The sequence below is a fragment of the Actinocatenispora thailandica genome, from assembly GCF_016865425.1.
In the GTDB taxonomy this organism is placed as follows: domain Bacteria; phylum Actinomycetota; class Actinomycetes; order Mycobacteriales; family Micromonosporaceae; genus Actinocatenispora; species Actinocatenispora thailandica.
The window spans coordinates 4,042,517-4,061,320 of the sequence record NZ_AP023355.1; the positions used below are offsets into that span (position 1 = coordinate 4,042,517).

The 18,804-nt window shown below is 73.7% G+C and carries 14 protein-coding genes; 2 read left to right on the plus strand and 12 right to left on the minus strand.

Features of this window, described 5'->3' with window-relative positions:
* Positions 1 to 31 precede the first annotated feature (31 nt).
* The 12 genes from ypfJ to Athai_RS18090 all read right to left on the minus strand — a co-directional run bounded on the left by ypfJ (position 32) and on the right by Athai_RS18090 (position 15,787).
* Complete coding sequence (gene ypfJ, locus Athai_RS18035) at positions 32 to 883, minus strand: KPN_02809 family neutral zinc metallopeptidase (protein WP_203962559.1); 852 nt, start codon at positions 881 to 883, stop codon at positions 32 to 34.
* A gap of 86 nt (positions 884 to 969) precedes the next feature.
* Complete coding sequence (locus Athai_RS18040; RefSeq protein WP_203962560.1) at positions 970 to 2,082, minus strand: (Fe-S)-binding protein; 1,113 nt, start codon at positions 2,080 to 2,082, stop codon at positions 970 to 972.
* Between the two features lie 37 nt (positions 2,083 to 2,119).
* A complete protein-coding gene (locus tag Athai_RS18045) occupies positions 2,120 to 3,499 on the minus strand; it encodes an FAD-binding oxidoreductase (protein ID WP_203962561.1) in 1,380 nt (459 codons plus the stop codon).
* 73 nt (positions 3,500 to 3,572) lie between these two features.
* A complete protein-coding gene (locus Athai_RS18050; protein WP_203962562.1) occupies positions 3,573 to 5,570 on the minus strand; it encodes a hypothetical protein in 1,998 nt (665 codons plus the stop codon).
* A complete protein-coding gene (locus tag Athai_RS18055) occupies positions 5,567 to 8,554 on the minus strand; it encodes a bifunctional [glutamine synthetase] adenylyltransferase/[glutamine synthetase]-adenylyl-L-tyrosine phosphorylase (protein ID WP_203965892.1) in 2,988 nt (995 codons plus the stop codon). Before Athai_RS18055 ends, Athai_RS18050 begins: the two co-directional genes overlap by 4 nt.
* A gap of 204 nt (positions 8,555 to 8,758) precedes the next feature.
* Positions 8,759 to 9,496: a type 1 glutamine amidotransferase gene (locus Athai_RS18060; RefSeq protein ID WP_239157021.1), complete on the minus strand. Its 738-nt coding sequence runs from the start codon at positions 9,494 to 9,496 to the stop codon at positions 8,759 to 8,761.
* Between the two features lie 63 nt (positions 9,497 to 9,559).
* A complete protein-coding gene (locus tag Athai_RS18065; RefSeq protein WP_203962563.1) occupies positions 9,560 to 10,306 on the minus strand; it encodes a helix-turn-helix transcriptional regulator in 747 nt (248 codons plus the stop codon).
* Between the two features lie 117 nt (positions 10,307 to 10,423).
* A complete protein-coding gene (locus Athai_RS18070) occupies positions 10,424 to 10,726 on the minus strand; it encodes an adhesin (RefSeq protein WP_203962564.1) in 303 nt (100 codons plus the stop codon).
* Between the two features lie 142 nt (positions 10,727 to 10,868).
* Positions 10,869 to 11,384, minus strand: a complete 516-nt coding sequence (locus tag Athai_RS18075) for an ATP/GTP-binding protein (protein WP_203962565.1) — start codon at positions 11,382 to 11,384, stop codon at positions 10,869 to 10,871.
* A 123-nt stretch (positions 11,385 to 11,507) separates the two neighbouring features.
* The gene (locus Athai_RS18080) at positions 11,508 to 13,322 is read right to left on the minus strand and encodes a proline--tRNA ligase (RefSeq protein ID WP_203965895.1); all 1,815 of its coding nucleotides are present in this window, start codon (positions 13,320 to 13,322) and stop codon (positions 11,508 to 11,510) included.
* Positions 13,323 to 13,634: 312 nt separating this feature from the next.
* On the minus strand, positions 13,635 to 14,048 hold the full coding sequence (locus Athai_RS18085) for a hypothetical protein (protein ID WP_203962566.1): 414 nt from the start codon (positions 14,046 to 14,048) through the stop codon (positions 13,635 to 13,637).
* 386 nt (positions 14,049 to 14,434) lie between these two features.
* A complete protein-coding gene (locus Athai_RS18090) occupies positions 14,435 to 15,787 on the minus strand; it encodes a glutamine synthetase family protein (protein ID WP_203962567.1) in 1,353 nt (450 codons plus the stop codon).
* Positions 15,788 to 16,121: 334 nt separating this feature from the next.
* On the opposite strand from Athai_RS18090, the gene Athai_RS18095 reads away from it, so the two are divergent.
* Together Athai_RS18095 and Athai_RS18100 are read left to right on the plus strand one after the other, a co-directional pair.
* Positions 16,122 to 16,910, plus strand: a complete 789-nt coding sequence (locus Athai_RS18095) for an NAD-dependent epimerase/dehydratase family protein (protein ID WP_203962568.1) — start codon at positions 16,122 to 16,124, stop codon at positions 16,908 to 16,910.
* A gap of 131 nt (positions 16,911 to 17,041) precedes the next feature.
* Positions 17,042 to 18,790 (plus strand): NAD+ synthase, encoded by a 1,749-nt coding sequence (locus Athai_RS18100; RefSeq protein ID WP_203962569.1) that lies wholly within the window; start codon positions 17,042 to 17,044, stop codon positions 18,788 to 18,790.
* Positions 18,791 to 18,804 lie beyond the last annotated feature (14 nt).

An 18,804-nucleotide genomic window follows, 5' to 3' on the forward strand; every position in this document is an offset into this window, starting at 1 on the left:
GGCTGCGCCGGGTCACTGGGCGGAGAACGTGTCACTGGGCGGAGAACGTGTCGCACCCGTCCGGGTCGCCCTTGGTGAACCCGGCGCTGAGCCAGTGCCGGCGCTGCGCGGCCGAGCCGTGCGTCCACTGGTCCGGCCGTACCGTGCCGGTGGCGCGATGCTGCTGGAAGTCGTCGGCGATCACGGTGGCGGCGTGCAGCGCGTCGTTCAGGTCGGAGTCGCTGACCATGTCCCGGGCGTAGCTGCTGTGGATCCACACGCCCGCGTAGCAGTCGGCCTGCAGCTCCTGCCGGATCGACAGCTGGTTGCGCTGCGCCGGCGCGGCCTGCTGCGCCGCCTGCACCCGCGCCAGCGTGCCGACCAGGTTCTGCACGTGGTGGCCCATCTCGTGCCCGACCACGTACGCCGGGGGCAGGCCGCCCTGCACGCCGAACTGTTGTTGCAGCGCGGTGAAGAACGAGGTGTCCAGGTAGACGCCGTGGTCGGCCGGACAGTAGAACGGTCCGAGGTCGCTGGACGCCTCGCCGCAGCCGGTGTGCACGTCACCGGTGAAGATCGTCAGCTTCGCCTGCTGGTAGTGCATCCCGCTGTTGGCGAAGATCTTCGCCCACATGTCCTGCGCGTCGTGGAACACCGCCGTCAGCAGCTGCCGGCGGCCGGCCTCGCTGGTCGGCGCAGGGAACCCGGGCGAGCCGCTCGGCTGCGGTGCGGACTCCAGGTGCGGCGCCGGGCTGGCCAGGCCGGCCGGCGTGGACTTCGGCGCCGAGGGCCGGGGCGACGAACCGGCATCGCCGCCGGAACCACCGCAACCGGCCGCGACCAGCACCAATGCGGCGGCGGCGACCAGGCACCCCAGCACCCGGCGGGCCTGCAGTACTGCCATCGTCTCAGGCTGCCATGCCCGGCGCCGGCGCGAGCGGCAATGCGCCAGGTCACGCAGCGTCAGCCGTCGAGCGGTTTCGCCGGCGCTCAGCTCGGCGCCGCGGTGGCCAGCAGCTCCGCGAGGTGCACCACCCGGGTACGGCTGCCCTTCAGCGCGCCGGCGAGCTGCCGGTAGCAGCCTGGGTTGACCACCGCCAGGTAGTCCAGGTCGAGCCCGGCCAGCGCGTCGAGCTTCGGCGCCAGCACGGCGCGCGAATCCGCCGGCCGCAGCACCGAGTACGAGCCGGCCGCTCCGCAGCAGCCACCGGCGTCCGGCACCTCGACGTACTCGCCGAGCCGCGCGATCAGCTCGCGCGGCTCGCGCCAGACGCCGACCGCGTTGCGCAGGTGGCACGAGTCCTGCAGGCCGATCCGCGCCGGCCGGCCACCGGATGCGTGGGGCGGCAGCGGTTCGCCGTTCTCGTCGAGCATGATCGCGCGAAGCTGGGCCGGGTCCGGGCCGTTGCCGGCGGCGATCCAGGCGGAGAACTCCACCACCCGGTCGGCGCCGAGCTCGGCGGTCAGGTGCGCGGAGCAGCCGCCGGAGGTGGTGACGATCGTCCCGGGCAGCCGCCGGCCGAGCCGCCGCGCCAGCCGGCGCCCGCGCTCCGACTCGCCGTTGTGCGCGTGCAGCGCCCCGCAGCATCCCTGGACCGCCGGCGCCCGCAGCGCGGGCACCAGCCGGCGGGCCGAGCGGGACACCTTCGGGTACAGCACCCGCTCGACGCAGCCGAGCATCAGGTGCGGCTCGGCCTCGGTGCCGCGTCGGGTGACCGCGGCGCGGCGGACCAGCCCGAGCAGCGTGATGCCGACCATGCCGACGAAGGACATCATCGCGAGCAGCCCGCGGGCCAGCAGCGGCCGGCGCCGACCCTGCCACTCGGTGTCGCGCCACTGCTCCAGCAGCTGCCCGTACTGGACGCCGGCCGGGCAGACGGGCTCACAGGCCCGGCAGCCCAGGCAGAACTCCGACTGCGCCAGCACGGTCGGATCGGTGACGTCGAGCCGGTCCTCCTGTACCGCGCGCATCAGCGTGATGCGGCCCCGCGGCGAGGACGCCTCCTCACCGGTCAGCCGGTAGGTGGGGCAGCTCGGCAGGCAGAACCCGCAGGACATGCACCGGCTCAGCAGCTCGTCGTCGAAGATCTTGTCGCCGGCCATCAGCAGTACCGCCTTCCGCGCGACCCGCGGCGCCCGGTCACGAGCCGAGCTTTCCGGGGTTGAGGATGCCCGCCGGGTCGAACGCCGACTTGATCCGGCGCAGCAGCGCCAGCTGGTCGGCGCCGAGCCGGCGTTCCAGGTACGGCAGCTTCGCCGCGCCGACGCCGTGCTCGCCGGTGATGGTGCCGCCCAGCTCCATCGCCGCGGCGAAGATCTCACCGAACGCGGCGTGCGAGCGTTCGATCGCCTCGGTGTCGTGCGCGTCCAGGACGCAGGTCGGGTGCAGGTTGCCGTCGCCGGCGTGCCCGAAGGTGCCGATGGTGAGCCGGTGTTTCGCGGCGATGGCGGCGATCCGGTCGGCCATCTCGGCCAGCTGTGGCCGCGGCACCGTGGCGTCCTCCAGGATCGTCAGCGAGCCGAGCCGGGACAGCGCCGGCAGCGAGCAGCGCCGCGCCGCGAGCAGGTCCTCGCTGGCCGCGATGCTTCCGGCCAGGGTCACCCCGGTGGCGCCCTGCTCGGTGCACACCTGACCGATCCGGGCGAGGCTCGCCTCGACCATCTCCGGGTCGCCGTCGTCGCCGAACAGCAGCAGCGCACCGGCGTCGGTGTCCAGGCCGAGATGGGCGTAGTCCTCGACCGCCGCCACGCAGGTACGGTCGAGGAACTCGCAGGTCGCGGGCGTGATGCCGGCACCGATCACGGCGGCGACGGCGCGGCCGGCGGCGGCCAGGTCGGTGAAGTACGCGACGCCGGTGCGGGCCGCCGCCGGCTTCGGCACCAGCGCGACGGTCACCTCGGTGATCACCCCGAGGGTGCCCTCCGAGCCGGTGAGCAACCGGGTCAGGTCGTAGCCGGCGACGTCCTTCCACAGCCGGCCGCCGGTGCGGATGATCTCGCCGGTGGCCAGCGCCACCTCCAGCCCGAGCACGTAGTTGCGGGTCACGCCGTACTTGAGGCCGCGCAACCCGCCGGCGCAGGTGGCGACGTTGCCGCCGACGGTGGACACCACCTGGGAGCCGGGATCGGGCACGTACAGCAGGCCCGCGGCCGCGGCGGCATCGGCGAGCGCCTTGGTCGACACCCCGGGTTGCACCCGGGCCAGCAGCTCCGGGCCGGAGATCTCCAGGATCCGGGTGAGCCGGGTCAGCACCAGGACGATCCCGCCGGCCAGCGGCACGGTGGCGGCCGCCAGGTTGGAGCCGGCGCCGCGGGGCACGACCGGTACCGACAGTTCGGTGGCCAGCGTGAGCACCGCGGCGACCTCGGTGGCGTCGCCGGGGAAGACCACCACGTCCGGCCGGTGGCGGAACAGCGGGGTGGCATCCCGCGCGTACGCCTCCAGGTCGCCCTCGGCGATCCGGACGTGCCGCTCGCCGACGATCTCGGCGAGCCGCCGGGCCAGTTCGGTGCTGTCCACTGGGCCTCCTGTTCCCGGTCCGCGCCACGACGGAGCTAAATTACCTTCCCTGACCCTACGACGGCATTAATCTTCAGCAGCGGTGGGCCTGCCGCAGCGCGAAGCCACTGGAGATCCGGTACCGGCCGGGCCGGTTCACCGTGACCTCCACCCAACCGTCCCGGGTCGGGCCGAAACAGGCATCCGGGCCGGACAGCGTCAGCCAGCGGCTCCACCGCACCCGCACCAGCAGCCGGCCGGACCCGGTCGTGTCGAACACCAGCCCGGTCGGGGTGGAATCGACCAGCACACCGACGCCGGACACCAGTTGCTGGGCGTTGCGCACCTGGTAGAGCTTCCAGTCGGAGTTGGACCAGACCCGCTTCAGGTACGGCAGCCCGGCGGCGATCAGGTCCGCCTCCTGGCGACCGTACTTGTCCAGCTTGGTGGCCTGCGGTACGGCCACGTAGCCGACCGCATTCCGGTACAGCCAGTCCAGGTAGTCCCCCGGCGCGACGGTGTCGCGGTAGAAGAGCGGATTGCGGTGCACGTCGACCTGGCGCTCCCAGCCCCGGGCCAGCGGCACCGCCTCCGCCACGTACGTCGACTCCCAGTGGTCGTACAGCGGGACGACCTCCACCCGGCCGATCGGCTTGCGCCGGTCCAGCTCCGCGATCAGCGGCTGGTAGAACGCCGACTGCGCGGCACGGTTGCCGGCGCTGCCGAGGTCACCGGTCACCAGCGGCGGCTGCCACCAGGTCAGCGCCACCACCGCGCCGGCCAGCAGCCGCCGGTCGACGGTACCGACCGCGACGATCACCGGCGTCGCGTACAGCATCGGCAGCCGGGTGATGTTCGACCCGATCGGACTCGGCACCAGGTAGGCGAACAGCACCATCGCCACCAGCAGCACCGCACCGATCCGCAGCGCCCGGTAGCGCGGCGGGATCAGGAAGAACGTGACCACCCCGCCGGCCAGGAACACCTTCATCGAGTCGCCGTTGAACGGCTGCACCCCGCCGTCCGGGAACAGCATGCTCGGCACCAGCCCGACCAGCGCCCCGACGCACAGCACCAGCCCCTCCCGCCAGCCACCGCCCAGGTGCCGGCGCACCCGCGTGAGCCAGCCGGCCGGGGGCGACGGCGCCGGCGGCTGCCGCAGGCCAGCCAGCAGCAGCGCACCACCGGCCAACCCGACGAACAGGCCGGCAAGCGGGCTGCCGGCCACCGACAGCACGGCGAGCACGCCGCCCAACACCAGCCGCAGCGAGCGCGGTACCCGGCCGGGCAGGGACACCGCGACCAGCGCCGCCATCCCGATCGCGATGCCCAGCGCGAACGTGGTCCGGCCGCTGACCAGGTTGAACACCCCGACCATCGCGGCCAGTACGCCGCCGAGGGTGGGCCGCCGCACGCCGAACCGCGCCAGCAGGTACGCGAACGCGGCGGACGCCAGTACGCAGGAGACGGCACCGACGCCGCGGGACCCGATCGCCGCGTTGAGCGGGCCGGCGAGCACGCTGTAACCGAACGGGTAGATCCCCCCGTACCAGCGGAAATCGATGGTGTGCCAGCCGTGCGCGGAGAAGAAGTGGCCGCGCGCCACCTGGGCGGCGAGGTCGGTACCGGCCAGCGGCAGGAACAGGAACGCGACGGTCAGCGCGAGCGACGTCGCGGTGGTGGCGATCATCGGCACCCGGTATCGCTCCGGGAACCAGAAGTCCACCAGGTCGACCCAGTCCCGCCGGCGGCCGATGCGCGGGATCAGGGCCGGCGAGGTCGTCTCCACGTACACCCGGTGCGGGTCCGCGGCCGGACGGCGCGGGTCCTCCCCGGGGCGTTCCGGGTCCTCCCCGGGACGGCGCGGGTCCGCGGCGGGACCCTGCTCCGGCGAGGTGGCCCGGTCCGCGTCGTCGGGCACCGCCTCGAACGGCTGGGTGGCGGTCAGCCCGTCCTCGTCACGCTCCCCCGCCGGCGCCTCGCCCACCGGACCGGCGGACGGGCCGCAACCACCCGGGGCCGCCGCGTCGCGGCCGCGGGTCGTCGCCGCCGTGTCGGCGCCGGACGGCGGATGGTGCGGCTGGTCGGTCATCCGCCCGCTGCGCCTCCCGTACCGTCGACCGTCATCCGCGCCTCGACCACCTGCCGGGCGTGCCGGGCGGTGCGCAGGTACTCGTCGACGAACTCACCCGGATCGTCCGTCTCGAACCCGAGCGCGCGCACCACGCCGGCCAGCTCGACCCCGTGCCGGGGCAACTGGTCGGAGCCGCGCCCGCGCACCAGCATCATCGCGTTACGCACCGAACCGGCCAGCCGCCACGCCTGCGCCAGCGCGTCCGCCTCGGCGGCGCTCAGCAGGCCGGCGTCGACCGCGGCCGCCACCGCATCGAGCGTACCGGTGACGCGCAGTGCCGGGGTGGCCGCCGCGTGCCGCAACTGCAACAGCTGGACGGTCCACTCGACGTCGGCGAGCCCGCCCCGCCCCAGCTTGGTGTGGGTGGCCGGGTCGGCGCCGCGGGGCAGCCGTTCGGCGTCCACCCGCGCCTTGATCCGGAGGATCTCCACCACCTGCTCGCGGCGCAGGCCCTGCGCCGGGTAGCGGACCGGATCGACCAGCGCGGTGAACCGGGCGCCCAGGTCGGCATCACCGGCCACGAACCTGGCCCGCAGCAGCGCCTGCGCCTCCCACACCCGGGACCACCGGCGGTAGTAGTTGCGGTACGCGTCCAGGCTGCGCGCCAGCGGACCCTGCCGGCCCTCCGGCCGCAGGCCCGCGTCGATCAGCAGCGGCGGGTCCGGCGCCGGGGCCGCGAGCAGCGCCCGCAACGTCTCCGCGACCTGGTGCGCCTGCTCGGCCGCACCGGGCGCGTCGTCGTACACGAACAGCACGTCGGCGTCCGAACCGAAGCCGAGTTCGGCACCGCCGAACCGGCCCATCCCGATCACCGCGAACGACAGCTCGTCCGGGACCCCGGCGGCACGCCGGGCCACCGCGAGCGCCGCGGCCAGCACCGCGTCGGTGACCTGGGTGAGGGCCGCGCCGACGGCGACCACGTCGAGCCGCCCGAGCAGGTCGGCGCAGGCGATCCGGAACAGCTCCCGGCGGCGCAGCGCGCGCAGCGCGGCCACCGCCGCGGCCGGCCGCTCGTGCCGGGCCGCCGCGGCCGCCATCGCCTCGGCCAACACCGCCGGATCGCGCGGCACCAGCTCGGCGTCGGCGGCGAGCAGCCGCAGCGCCTCCGGATCGCGGGTGAGCAGGTCGGTGACGTACCGGCTCTCGCCGAGCAACCGGGCCAGCCGGATCGCCACCGGGCCCGAGTCGCGCAGCAGCCGCAGGTACCACGGGGTGCGGCCGAGTTTCTCGGACACCTGCCGGTACGCGAGCAGGCCGTGGTCGGGTTCCGGCGCATCGGCGAACTCGGGCAGCAGCGCCGGCAGCAGGGTGCGCTGGATCGCCGCCGACCGTGACACGCCCCCGGTCAGCGCGCCGATGTGCCGCAGCGCGCCGGCCGGATCGTCGAAACCCAGCGCGGCCAACCGCGACTCGGCCGCCCCCGAGGTGAGCCGCAGCGAATCGGTCGGCACCCGGGCGACCGCCTCCAGCAGCGGCCGGTACAGCAGCTTCTCGTGCAGCCGGCGCACGTTGTGCGCCAGCTTGCTCCAGTCGGCCAGGAAACCCTGGACCGCGCTGCGCTTCGCCTCGCCGCGGTATCCCAGCGACTGGGCCAGCCAGCGCAGGCCGGGCTCGGCGTCCGGGATGCGGTGGGTGCGGCGCAGGTGCTGCAACTGCAGCCGGTGCTCGATGGCGCGCAGGAACCGGTACCCCTCGGCGAGGTCCTCGCCGTCGGCCCGGCCGACGTAGCCGCCGGCGGTCAGCGCGGCGAGCGCCCGCAGCGTGTTGGTGCCCCGCAGCTCGGGGTCGGAGCGGCCGTGCACCAGTTGCAGCAGCTGCACCGCGAACTCGATGTCGCGCAGCCCGCCGCGGCCCAGCTTGATCTCCCGCTCGGCATCCACAGTGGACAGCTGGTCCTCGACCCGACGGCGCATCGCGCGCACCTCGGTGACCATGGACGGCCGTTCCGTGCCCCCCGCCGTCTGCCACAGCAGCGGATGCACCCGGGCCAGCCACTCGTCGGCGAGCTGCGCGTCACCCGCCGCGTACCGCGCCTTGAGCAGCGCCTGGAACTCCCACCCCTTCGCCCAGCGCCGGTAGTACGCGTCGTAGCTGGCGACCGTGCGCACCAGCGGACCGTCCCGGCCCTCCGGCCGCAGCCCGGCGTCCAGCTGCCAGGCGACCTGCCGGCACACGTCGATGACCCGCACCGCGAGCGCGGTGGCCACCCGCAGCGCCACCGCCGAGTCGGCCGGCTGCGTCGGGGTCGGGCCGTCGGTCGCCGGTGGCTCCGCGACGAAGAGCACGTCCACGTCGCTGACGTAGTTGAGCTCCCGGCCACCGGTCTTTCCCATCGCCACGATCGCCAGCCGGGTCTGATCGGCGTCGTCCCGTTCGGCCTGGGCGATCCCCAGCGCGGCGGCCAGCGTCGCGTCGGCCAGGTCGGTCAGCTCGCCCATCACGTCGTCGACGCCGCGGACCCCGGTCAGGTCGGCCGCCGCCACCCGCAGCAGCACCCGCCGGTAGGCCAGCCGCAGCTGCTCCACCGCCGCCGCCCCGCCGGATCCCGCGGCCCGGCCGAGCGCGGCGCGCAGCGCACCGACGTCGCGCCGGTCGTCCGGATCGGCGGAGCTGGCCAGCACCGACCAGTCGTCGGGACAACCGACCAGGTGATCGCCGAGCGCCGCGGAGGCGCCCAGCACGGCGAACAGCCGCCGCGCCAGCGCGTGATCGGCGCGCAGCTGCTCCGGCAGCTGCGGCGCGACCGCGACGAGCCGGTGCAGCTGGTGCAGCGCCAGATCCGGGTCGGCGCTGCCGGCCAGCGCCCGGACCAGCTCCGCGGCCCGCTCGTCGGCCGGACCGGCGGGCTCGGCCCGCCACCAGCCGAGGCCGCCGTCCGCCGGGCCGAGCAACAGCAGCGCCCGATCCGCCTCGGCGAACCCGAGTCGGCTCAGCGCCGCCACCCCGCGCCGATCGACCCGCGCCCGATCTGTCGGGCGCGGCTCGGCGACCGATCGCTCCGCTCGCGCCCCGGCGTCGGCTCCGGCCAACTCACCGGCGTCGACTCCGGCCGGCTCGCCGGCGTCGGCCCGGACCGGCTCGCCGGCGTCTGCGCTCACCGCTGCTCCCGGGTCGTCGTGCTGCCTTCGATCGAGCGGACCACGGGCTCAGCCCTCCAGCAGCGGCAACGAGGTACGCGCCGAGCTGCGCCCGGTGACCAGGTCGGCGAACCGCTGCGCGAACGGTCGCCAGGTCTCCGCCACATCCGGTAGCGCCCGCACACACTGCGTCAGCAGCGCCTCGCGGTCCAGCCCGGCCTCGGCCACGTCCGTCGAGTCGGCGATCCAGCCGGCCAGCATGTCCCGGTCGCACTCGATGTGGAACTGCAGTGCCCACATCCGGTCGCCGTACCGGAAGGCCTGGTGCGGGTACGACGGGGAGGCGGCGAGCAGCGTGGCCCCCTCCGGCAGCTCGGTGATCTCGTCGTGGTGGAACGCGATGACGTCGGGCATCAGCGGCACATCGGCGAACAGCGGGTCGGTACCCGCCGCATCGCGCTTGGCGACGAGCTTCGGCCCGAGCTCCGGGCCGGCCGCGGCCCGCTCGACGTAGCCGCCGAAGGCCAGCGCGAGCAGCTGCGCGCCGAGGCAGAGCGCGAGCGTCGGGATCCGCTGCCGTCCGGCGGTGCGCAGCAGCGACTGCTCCCGTTCGTACCACGAGGTGTCCGGCAGACCGCCACCGAGCACCACCAGGCCGGCATAGTCGGACAGATCGTCCGGCAGCAGGTCGCCGGCGTGTGGCCGCACCACCTCCAGGTGCAGACCGGCGTCGGTGAGCCAGTCGCCGAGCAGCCGCACATCGTCGGTCGGATCGTTCTCCACCACAAGAGTCCGTGCATCACTCACGCCTGAAAGGCTATCCGGCGGCCGGCGACCGGCGCCGCTCGCGCCGGCCGCCGGACTGCCTTCTCACGTCACCGCGGTCGCCCGGCGTTGGGCCGGAATGTCCGGCTCGGTGGGGATCAGGCCGGGAACGTGCAGCTCGGCCAGCGCGCGGCGGGCCGGCACCCGCTCGGTGCCGAGGCGAGCCCGGCGGATCCGGTCGATCCGGAAACCGCGCACCCCGTGCCGCATCCGGCACCAGGCGAGCAGCAGCCAGCGCGGGCCGTCGTCGCCGGGCGCGGCGACCACCCCGATCGGCTCCACCAGGCGGCGGCTGCCGTGGCCGTTGCGGTCGGTGTAGTCGAGCTCCAGCACCCGCTCGGTGGCCAGAGCACGCTGCAGCACCACCGGGATGGCCGGGAACTGCTCGCCGCCGGCCGGCGGGTCGAGGCCGTCACCGGTGGCAACCGCCTCGGCCGCCGCTCCGATCAGCCCCGGGTAACGCGCGGTCAGCTTGGCCAGCACCGCATCGGCGGTGTCGTGGAACGCCGATCCGGTCAGCTGGGCGAGGCCGACCGCGACGGCGACCGCCTCGTCCGGGGTGAGCGCCACCGGGGGCAGCTCGCGCCCACCGGTGTCGTCGATCGCGAACCCGCCCTGTGGGCCGGGCACGACGAACAGCGGGACGCCCGATTCGACGAGCGCGGCGGTGTCGCGCTCGATGGTGCGCACGCTCACCGAGAAACGCTCGGCGAGCCATCGTGTGGAGCGCGGCTCGGGAGCCGCCGCGCGGAGTGCGTCGACGAGGGCATGCAAACGTTCGGTCCGGTTCATGCCCCGACGTTACGACCTGGGTGTGACATTTTCGGCCGGCCGAGGTCGGCAAGGACCGCTCCGTCCGGTACCGCCGGAACCGGCCCACCGCGGACCGCTTCGCGCCGCGGGCCCGGATCACTGCTCGGGTTGCAGGGCCACCTCGAAGTTGACGTTGCCGTCGCTGTCCACCGAGGCGTCCAGCGCCTTGTCGTCGAGGAAGTCGACGGCCGAGGTGTCCAGGAACAGCCGGGCACCACCGGCGTCGAGCACCTGGTCGCCTTCCTGCGGCGCCTCGGACATCAGCAGCCGCAGCGTCTGGTCGGCGTCGGCCGGCCCGGTCGGCTCGGTGGCGATGCGCAGGCCGGAGGAATCCGGCGCCTGGGACTGCTCGGTGAGCGTACGGATGACGGTCACCGCGTTCTCGGTCAGCGCGAGCACTGGCGAGCTCCTCACTCGGGTAGGTGCGAACGTCCCCACCCTGTACCCACCGGCCGGGACGGGAAACGTGCGCCCGCACCCGCCGCGGGCGAACCGGCGGATGGACGCCGGCCCGCTCGGTCGAAGGCCCCCGAACGGTCGCTCAGGCGGCGGTGGAGTTGCGGCGGGCGATCGCGTACCGCACCAGCGCGTGCAGCACCTCGCGGGCCGGGCGGGGCCGGTCGGACTCGGTGAGCAGCACCGGCACCTCGGCGCCGACGGCGAGCGCCTGCCGCACCTCGGCCAGCTGGTACCGCTGGGCGCCGGTCACCGCGACCAGGTGCGGCAGGCCGCGGGCCGCGACGTAGTCCAGCGCCGGGTAGCAGTCGCCGAGCCGGCTCGCGTCGGCCAGCACCAGCGCGGCGACCGCACCGGCGGACAGCGCGTCCCACATGAACCAGTACCGCTGCTGCGGCGGCATCCCGTACAGGTGCACGGCGAGACGGTCGGAGAACCCGCACTGCCCGTACCGCAGCATCGACCCGGAACTGTCCACATCGGACACGAGGTCGACGAAGCGGTCCTCGACGCGGGCCAGGCCCGCCGCCCGACCGCCGCCCAACACCACCACCTTCAGCGCGCACGGCGACTGCGGCCGTACCCGACCCGGTGCTTGCATGACAGCGGTGTTCACGGCGCACAGCCCCCCGGCATCCGTTCGTGGCGACGCGCTCGGTACGGCGCGCCTGCCGGATACAACGCCCGAAACCGCGATCGGTGACCCGACCGCGGTTTCGCGGCGTTACCGCGCAGCCGCCGATCCGGCCGCCGCACCACCCGTACGGGCGGTTACCGGTCGGTCGGCCAGCTCCGGCGGCAGCGACACCGGCGGTACCGCGTTGGCCCGGGACAACCGGTCCGACACCGCGGCGGTGACCGTCTCGGCCGCGGCCCCGACCGGCACCGGCCACGACTCCCCGGTCCGCCGGTCGTGCAGCTCGATCTCGCCGCGGGCCAGCGACCGGGCACCGACGGTGGCGCGCAGCGGCAGACCGATCAGGTCCGCGTCGGCGAACTGGCTGCCGGCTCGCTGCCCGCGGTCGTCGTGCAGCACCTCGACACCGGCCGCACCCAGCCGCTCGTAGAGCGCCTGCGCGGCCGCGGCGGCCTCGCTACCGGCGCCGCCGAGCTGGCACAGGTGCACCTGGTACGGGGCGATGGTGATCGGCAGCGTCAGCCCGCGATCGTCGTGGTGCGCCTGCGCGGCGCAGCCCAGCAACCGTCCCACCCCGATCCCGTAGCAGCCCATCTGGACCGGCCGGCGCGCCCCGTCGGCGTCGGTGAACGTCGCCCCGAACACCGCCGAGTACCGGTCGCCCAGCTTGAAGATGTTCCCGACCTCCACGCCGCGGGTGGTACGCAGCGCCGCGCCGCAGTCCGGGCAGCCGTCACCGGCTCGCGCGGCGACGATGTCGCACACCAGCTCCGGCGTGAAGTCACGACCCACGTTGACGTCGCGCAGGTGGTACCCGTCGAGGTTGGCGCCGGCGAGCAGGTTCGGCGTCGCGGCCACCAGGTCGTCGACCACCACCCGGGCGGCGGTCACCCCGACCGGCGAACCGTAGCCGGCGACCGCGCCGATCGCGGCGATCTCGTCGGCGGTCATCGGCCGCAGCCCGGCGGCGCCGAGCGCGGCGGCGAGCTTGGACTCGTTGAGGTCCATGTCGCCGCGCACCACGGCGATCACCGGCGCCTCCGCCTCACCGAGATCGGCCTGCACGAACACCGCCTTGGCGATCCGGTCCGGGCGCACCCCGGCAGCCGCGGCAAGCTGCGCGACACTCGCCGCCTGCGGGGTCGCGAACCGTCGCATCGGCCGCGCCGCCTCGTCCGGCGGGGTCGGCTTGGCGAACGTGGCGACCTGCCGGTTGGCCCGGTAACCGCAGGAATCGCAGAGCAGCAACGTGTCCTCGCCGATCGGCGTCGGGTACATGAACTCGTGCGCCAGCTCGCCGCCCATCATGCCGACGTCGGAGGCCACCGCGAGCACCGGCACCCCGCACCGTCCGAACACCCGGAAGTACGCGCGGTACTGGTTGGCGTACTGGCGGGCCAGCCCCGCGGCGTCCCGGTCCAGGCTGTACGCGTCCTTCATGACGAACTCGCGGACCCGGATCAGCCCGGCCCGCGGCCGCGGGTCGTCGCGGAACTTCGTCTGCAGCTGGAACACCATCCGCGGCAGGTCCCGGTACGAGTCGATCTCGGAGCGGGCCAGCTCGGTGACGGCCTCCTCGTGCGTCATCGCGAGCACCATGCCGCGGCCCCGCCGGTCGGCGAACCGGGCCAGCTCCGCACCGACCTTGTGGTACCTGCCGGAGGTGCGCCACAGCTCGTCCGGCTGGGCGACCGGCATGGACAGTTCCTGGCCGGCGACCGCGGCCATCTCCTCGCGCAGGATGTGTTCGATCTTGCGGATGCTGCGCCACCCGAGCGGCAGGTAGGAGAAGATCCCCTGCGCCAGCTGACGCACCATCCCGGCGCGCAACAGCTGCTGGTGTCCCGCCGACTCGCTGCTGCCCGGCGCGGTGTGCAACGTGGCGCCGAACAGCCCGGACATCTTCATGATGGGTACTCCTTGGCAACGTGACCGGGAGTGGGCCCGCCGTCGGCGGATCCACGAGGGACGAACGAGTCGCCGGTCGGTCACGGCCCGCAACGCGGGCGGGATGCCAGGGGTGGGAGTTCAGGCCACGCCGACCGGCCGGCGAGGTCGCCGGTCGGTCGGCCGCGGGACAGCCGGCAGCGGGCGCCGCAGCGCCGCCGTCCGCACCGTCCCGGTCATGCCGACTCCCTCATCAGGTGTGTGCGCAGAATACCCACACCCCGGAGGCGCCGACACCGCAATAGGCCGTCGGACGCTACCGGGCGCTCAGCGCATCGCGAGCGAGCGGGCGTAGTTGACCTGCTGGTGCACCTGCGCGGAGCCGGCCTGGCTGTTGATCGGGACCTGGGTGACGAACCCGCTGCCGTTGGCGCCGGACACCGCGACCTCCATGAAGCCGCTGTGCTTGGTCTCCTTGAACAGCAGGAACAGCAGGCTGAACACGGTCAGGCAGAAGAACCCCACGATGGCACACACGATGGCCCAGGTGGCGATCTTCTGGGTGGTGTACACGTGGTCGTTGACCACCCACTGCGAGCCGCGCAACGGGAACGACCCGTTCGGTGTGTGCACGGTCGTCGCGGTGACGGTGATCTGGCCGATCTGCACCAGCGTCTGCTCCGACCCGTACGGCGCGGTGCCGTCGCTCCCGTACGACGCGGCCGGGTCGGTGACCGGCACCAGGTCGCTGGTCGGCTGCGGGACCCCGCCGGCTGGTAGCCGGGCGGCGCGGACTGCGGCATCACGGCCGGCGGCGACGACTGCGGGTACGCCGGGGTCTGCGGGTACGCGGGCGGCGCCGACTGCGGGTACGCGGGCGGCGCGGACTGCGGGTAGGCAGGCTGACCGGACTGCGGGTGGCCGGGCAGCGCCGGTGGGGCGGGTGTCGGCATCGGCGCGGTCGGGTTGTACTGCGGCTGCGCGTTCGCCGGGTCGCCGGCGGAACCGTCGGGGTACATGCCGAAACGGTAGCGAACGCCCGCTACCTCCGGCACCCCACCCGCCGACATTCCCCCGGGCCGGCCCGGAACGGGTCCGGTACCACGGCCACCCAGGGGACCAAACGGTCAGAAGATGTTCAGGTAGCGGCGGCGTTCGTACGGGGTGACCCGGCGGGCGTAGGCCTCCCACTCGGCGCGCTTGTTCTTCAGGAAGAAGTCGAAGACGCTCTCGCCGAGCGTCTCGGCGACGAAGTCACTGCCGGCCATCACGTCCAGCGCCTCGGCCAGGTCCTGCGGCAGCGGTTCGAAGCCGAGCGCGCGGCGCTCCGCGTCGGACAGCCCCCACACGTCGTCCTCGGCGCCGGGCGGCAGGTCGTACTTCTCCTCGATGCCCTTCATCCCGGCGGCGAGCAGCACCGCGTACGCCAGGTAGGGGTTGCAGGCGGTGTCCATCGAGCGGATCTCCACCCGCGCCGAGTTCGGCTTCCCGTAGGCGGGGACCCGGACCAGCGCCGAGCGGTTCAGGTGCCCCCAGGACACGAACGCCGGGACCTCGTTGATGTTGTCCGGCATCGGCTCCGGGAACAACCGCTTGTACGAGTTGACCCACTGGTTGGTGATCGCCGTGTACTCCCGGGCGTGTCGCAGCAGCCCGGCGATGAACGAGCGCGCCACCGGCGACAGCTTCATCGGGTCGGTCGGGTCGTGGAAGGCGTTGCGCTCACCCTCGAACAGCGACAGGTGGGTGTGCATCCCGCTGCCCGGCTGGTGGGTGAACGGCTTCGGCATGAACGTGGCGCGCACCCCCTGCGACAGGGCCACCTCCTTGACCACGTGCCGGAACGTCATCACGTTGTCGGCCGTGGTCAGCGCGTCGGCGTAGCGCAGGTCGATCTCCTGCTGGCCGGGCGCCACCTCGTGATGGCTGAACTCCACGGAGATGCCGATGCGCTCCAGCGCCAGCACGGTCTGCCGGCGGAAGTCGCGGGCCACCGGGTGCGTGGTGTTGTCGAAGTAGCCGCCGGAGTCGACCGGCCGCGGCTCGCTGCCGTCCGCCGGCAGGTCCTCCAGCAGGAAGAACTCGATCTCCGGGTGGGTGTAGAAGGTGAACCCGCGTTCCGCGGCCCGGGCCAGGGTGCGCCGCAGCACGTGCCGGGGGTCGGCCCACGCGGGCGAGCCGTCGGGCATCGCGATGTCGCAGAACATCCGGGCCGACTCGCCGGACGCGCCACCCTCGAACGGGAACACCTGGAAGGTTCCCGGGTCCGGGATGGCGATCATGTCCGACTCGTGCACCCGGGCGAAACCCTCGATCGCCGAGCCGTCGAACCCGATGCCCTCCTCGAAGGCGGCCTCCAGCTCGGCCGGCGCCACCGACACGCTCTTGAGCGTGCCGAGCACGTCGGTGAACCACAGGCGGAGGAACCGGATGTCGCGCTCCTCCAGGGTGCGCAACACGAACTCCTGCTGACGATCCATGTGGGAAGTGTGCCTCGCCGTGCCGCTCGGTGGGCACTCGGCACGCAACCTCACAACATGTCGGGACCGCGAGGTCGCCGAGCGTAACCGTATGATCACCGATACCCGTATCGTCCTGGCACACGTGGTTTGCCACCGGCCGAGCCATTGCACCGCAACGGCGTGGGCACGAACCCGGAGCGCGCGCGGGATGCCGGAGCGCGCGGGGTACCGGAGCGGCGGGTACCGGGTGTGACAGGCTGTCGGTGCCAGTGTCCTGGTGGTGCACGGTGTGCGGCCAGGCCGAACGTGACGGCGTTCGCCCGGCGCCGATCCGGGCATCTTGGGAGGAACGATGCGGCTGTTGGTGATCGGTGGGGCGGGCTACGTCGGCCGCCTGGTCCTGCCCGGCCTGGCGGAGCGTCATCAGGTCCGGGTTCTCGACCTGCACCGGACGACGGCCGACTGCGAGTACCGGCAGGGCGACGCCACGGACCCCACCGACCTGGCGCGCGCCTGCGCCGGCATGGACGCGGTGATCCACATGGCGATGGCGCCGACCACGCCGGACGACCGGGTCGATCCGGCGACCGCGTTCGACGTGCACGTCAAGTCGGCGTACCTGACGGTGCTCGCGGCGGCGAAGGCGGACGCGCGGCACGTGGTGTTCGTGTCCAGCCTGTCGGTGTTCGCCGCGCTCGGCAGCCGCCGGCTCGGCATCGACGACGAGCCGGACGCGACCGAACCGTACGGGCTGACCAAGCGGCTCGGTGAGCAGGCGGTCCGGGCCGCCGCGACCGCCACCGGTACCGACCTGACGATCCTGCGGCTGGCCTGGCCGACCCCGGACGACGTGTGGCCGGCCTGGGAGGTCGGGCTGGCGCAGACCGACTACACCAACACCCAGACCGAGCTGCGGCGCGACCGGGTGACCGCGGAGAACCCGCACCCGCCGCTGCGGTTCCCCGACGGCCGGCCGCTGCCGGCGCTGGCCGGCTCGGACCTGGCGGGCGCGCTGCTGGGTGCGCTGGAAACCCCGGACGGCATCCGTACCCTCCCGCTGACCGGGGACGCCGCCGGCGCGCTGATCGACCTGTCCGCCACCATGACCGCGCTGTCCTGGTCTCCCAGCCACACCCTCTGACCCGCATCCGCGGCCGGGCAGCACCGGCTGCGGGCACGGCTGCCGGATCGGCTCCGTGGGGTGACGGACTCCACGGCGCGGCGGGCCGGGGGCCGGCCGGCGCCGGCGGCCGGGTGCGCGAGGATGGGACCATGCCGACGTTGCGCCTTGCTCTTGCCCAGGTGGATCCGACCGTGGGTGACCTGACCGGGAACGCGCGGATCGTGCGGGACACCACCCGCCGGGCGGCCGACGCGGGCGCCCAGCTCGTCACGTTCCCCGAGATGATGCTCACCGGTTACCCGGTGGAGGACCTCGTCTTCCGGGAGTCGTTCGTGCGGGCCAGCCGCGGCGCGCTGGACCAGCTCGCCGCCGACCTCGACGCCGACGGGCTCGGCGACCTCGCCGTCCTGGTCGGCTACCTGGACGCCGACGGCCCGTCCCGGATGAGCGCCGAGGCCGACCCGCAGCACGGCCCGCGCAACGCTCTCGCGTTGCTGTCCGGCGGCCGGGTCGTGACCCGCTACTTCAAGCACCACCTGCCCAACTACGGCGTGTTCGACGAGGACCGCTACTTCGTGCCCGGCGACACCCTCCAGGTGGTACGGATCGGCGGCGTCGACGTGGCACTGACGATCTGCGAGGACCTGTGGCAGGCGGGTGGCCCGGTCGCCGCGGCGCGGGTCGCCGGCGCGGGGTTGGTCGTCACCGTCAACGGTTCCCCGTACGAGCTGAACAAGGACGACGTGCGGGCCGAGCTGTGCGCCCGGCGGGCGGTGGAGGCCGGCGCGACGCTGGCGTACGTGAACATGGTCGGCGCCCAGGACGAGCTGGTGTTCGACGGCGACTCGATCGTGGTCGGCCCGGACGGCGCCCCGCTGGCCCGCGCCGCCCAGTTCGCCGAGGAGCTGATGGTGCTGGACCTGGACCTGCCGGCCGGCACCGGTACCCCGCCGGCCGAGGGGGCCGGGATGGCCATCCAGCACACGGTGCTGTCCACCGAACTGCCGGCAGCACCGGCGCCGCGCGCCACGTACGGGATCGCCGATCGGATCGCCGACGAGGAGGAGGTGTGGGCGGCGCTGGTCACCGGGCTGCGCGACTACGTGGTCAAGCAGCGGTTCGCCTCGGTGGTGATCGCGCTGTCCGGCGGCATCGACTCGACGGTGGTCGCCGCGATCGCCTGCGACGCGATCGGCGCCGAGAACGTGCACGGCGTCTCGATGCCCAGCGAGTTCTCCTCCGAGCACTCCAAGTCGGATGCCGCCGACCTCGCCGAGCGCACCGGGCTGCACTACCGGGTGCAGCCGATCGCGCCGATGGTCGACACGTTCCTGGCGAACCTGGAGCTGTCCGGGATGGCGGTGGAGAACCTGCAGGCGCGGGTGCGCGGGGTGATCCTGATGGCACTGTCCAATCAGGAGGGTCACCTGGTGCTGACCACCGGCAACAAGAGCGAGCTCGCGGTCGGCTACTCCACCCTGTACGGCGACTCGGTGGGCGGGTTCAACCCACTCAAGGACGTCCCGAAGACGCTGGTGTGGCAGCTCGCCCGGTGGCGCAACGCGGACGCGAAGCGGCGCGGCGAGACCGAGCCGATCCCGGCGAACTCGATCAGCAAGCCGCCGTCGGCGGAGCTGCGCCCCGGCCAGCTCGACACCGACTCGCTGCCCGAGTACGACGAGCTGGACGCGATCCTCGCGCGCTACGTCGACGGGGACGCGAGCCGGGCCGACCTGATCGCCGGCGGCCACGACGCCGCCGTCGTCGACCGGGTCATCACCCTGGTCGATCGCGCCGAGTACAAGCGGCGCCAGTCCGCGCCCGGCCCGAAGATCAGTCCCAAGGCGTTCGGCCGGGACCGTCGGCTGCCCATCACCAACCGCTACCGGGAGGCGTGACCGGGCGGATTCCG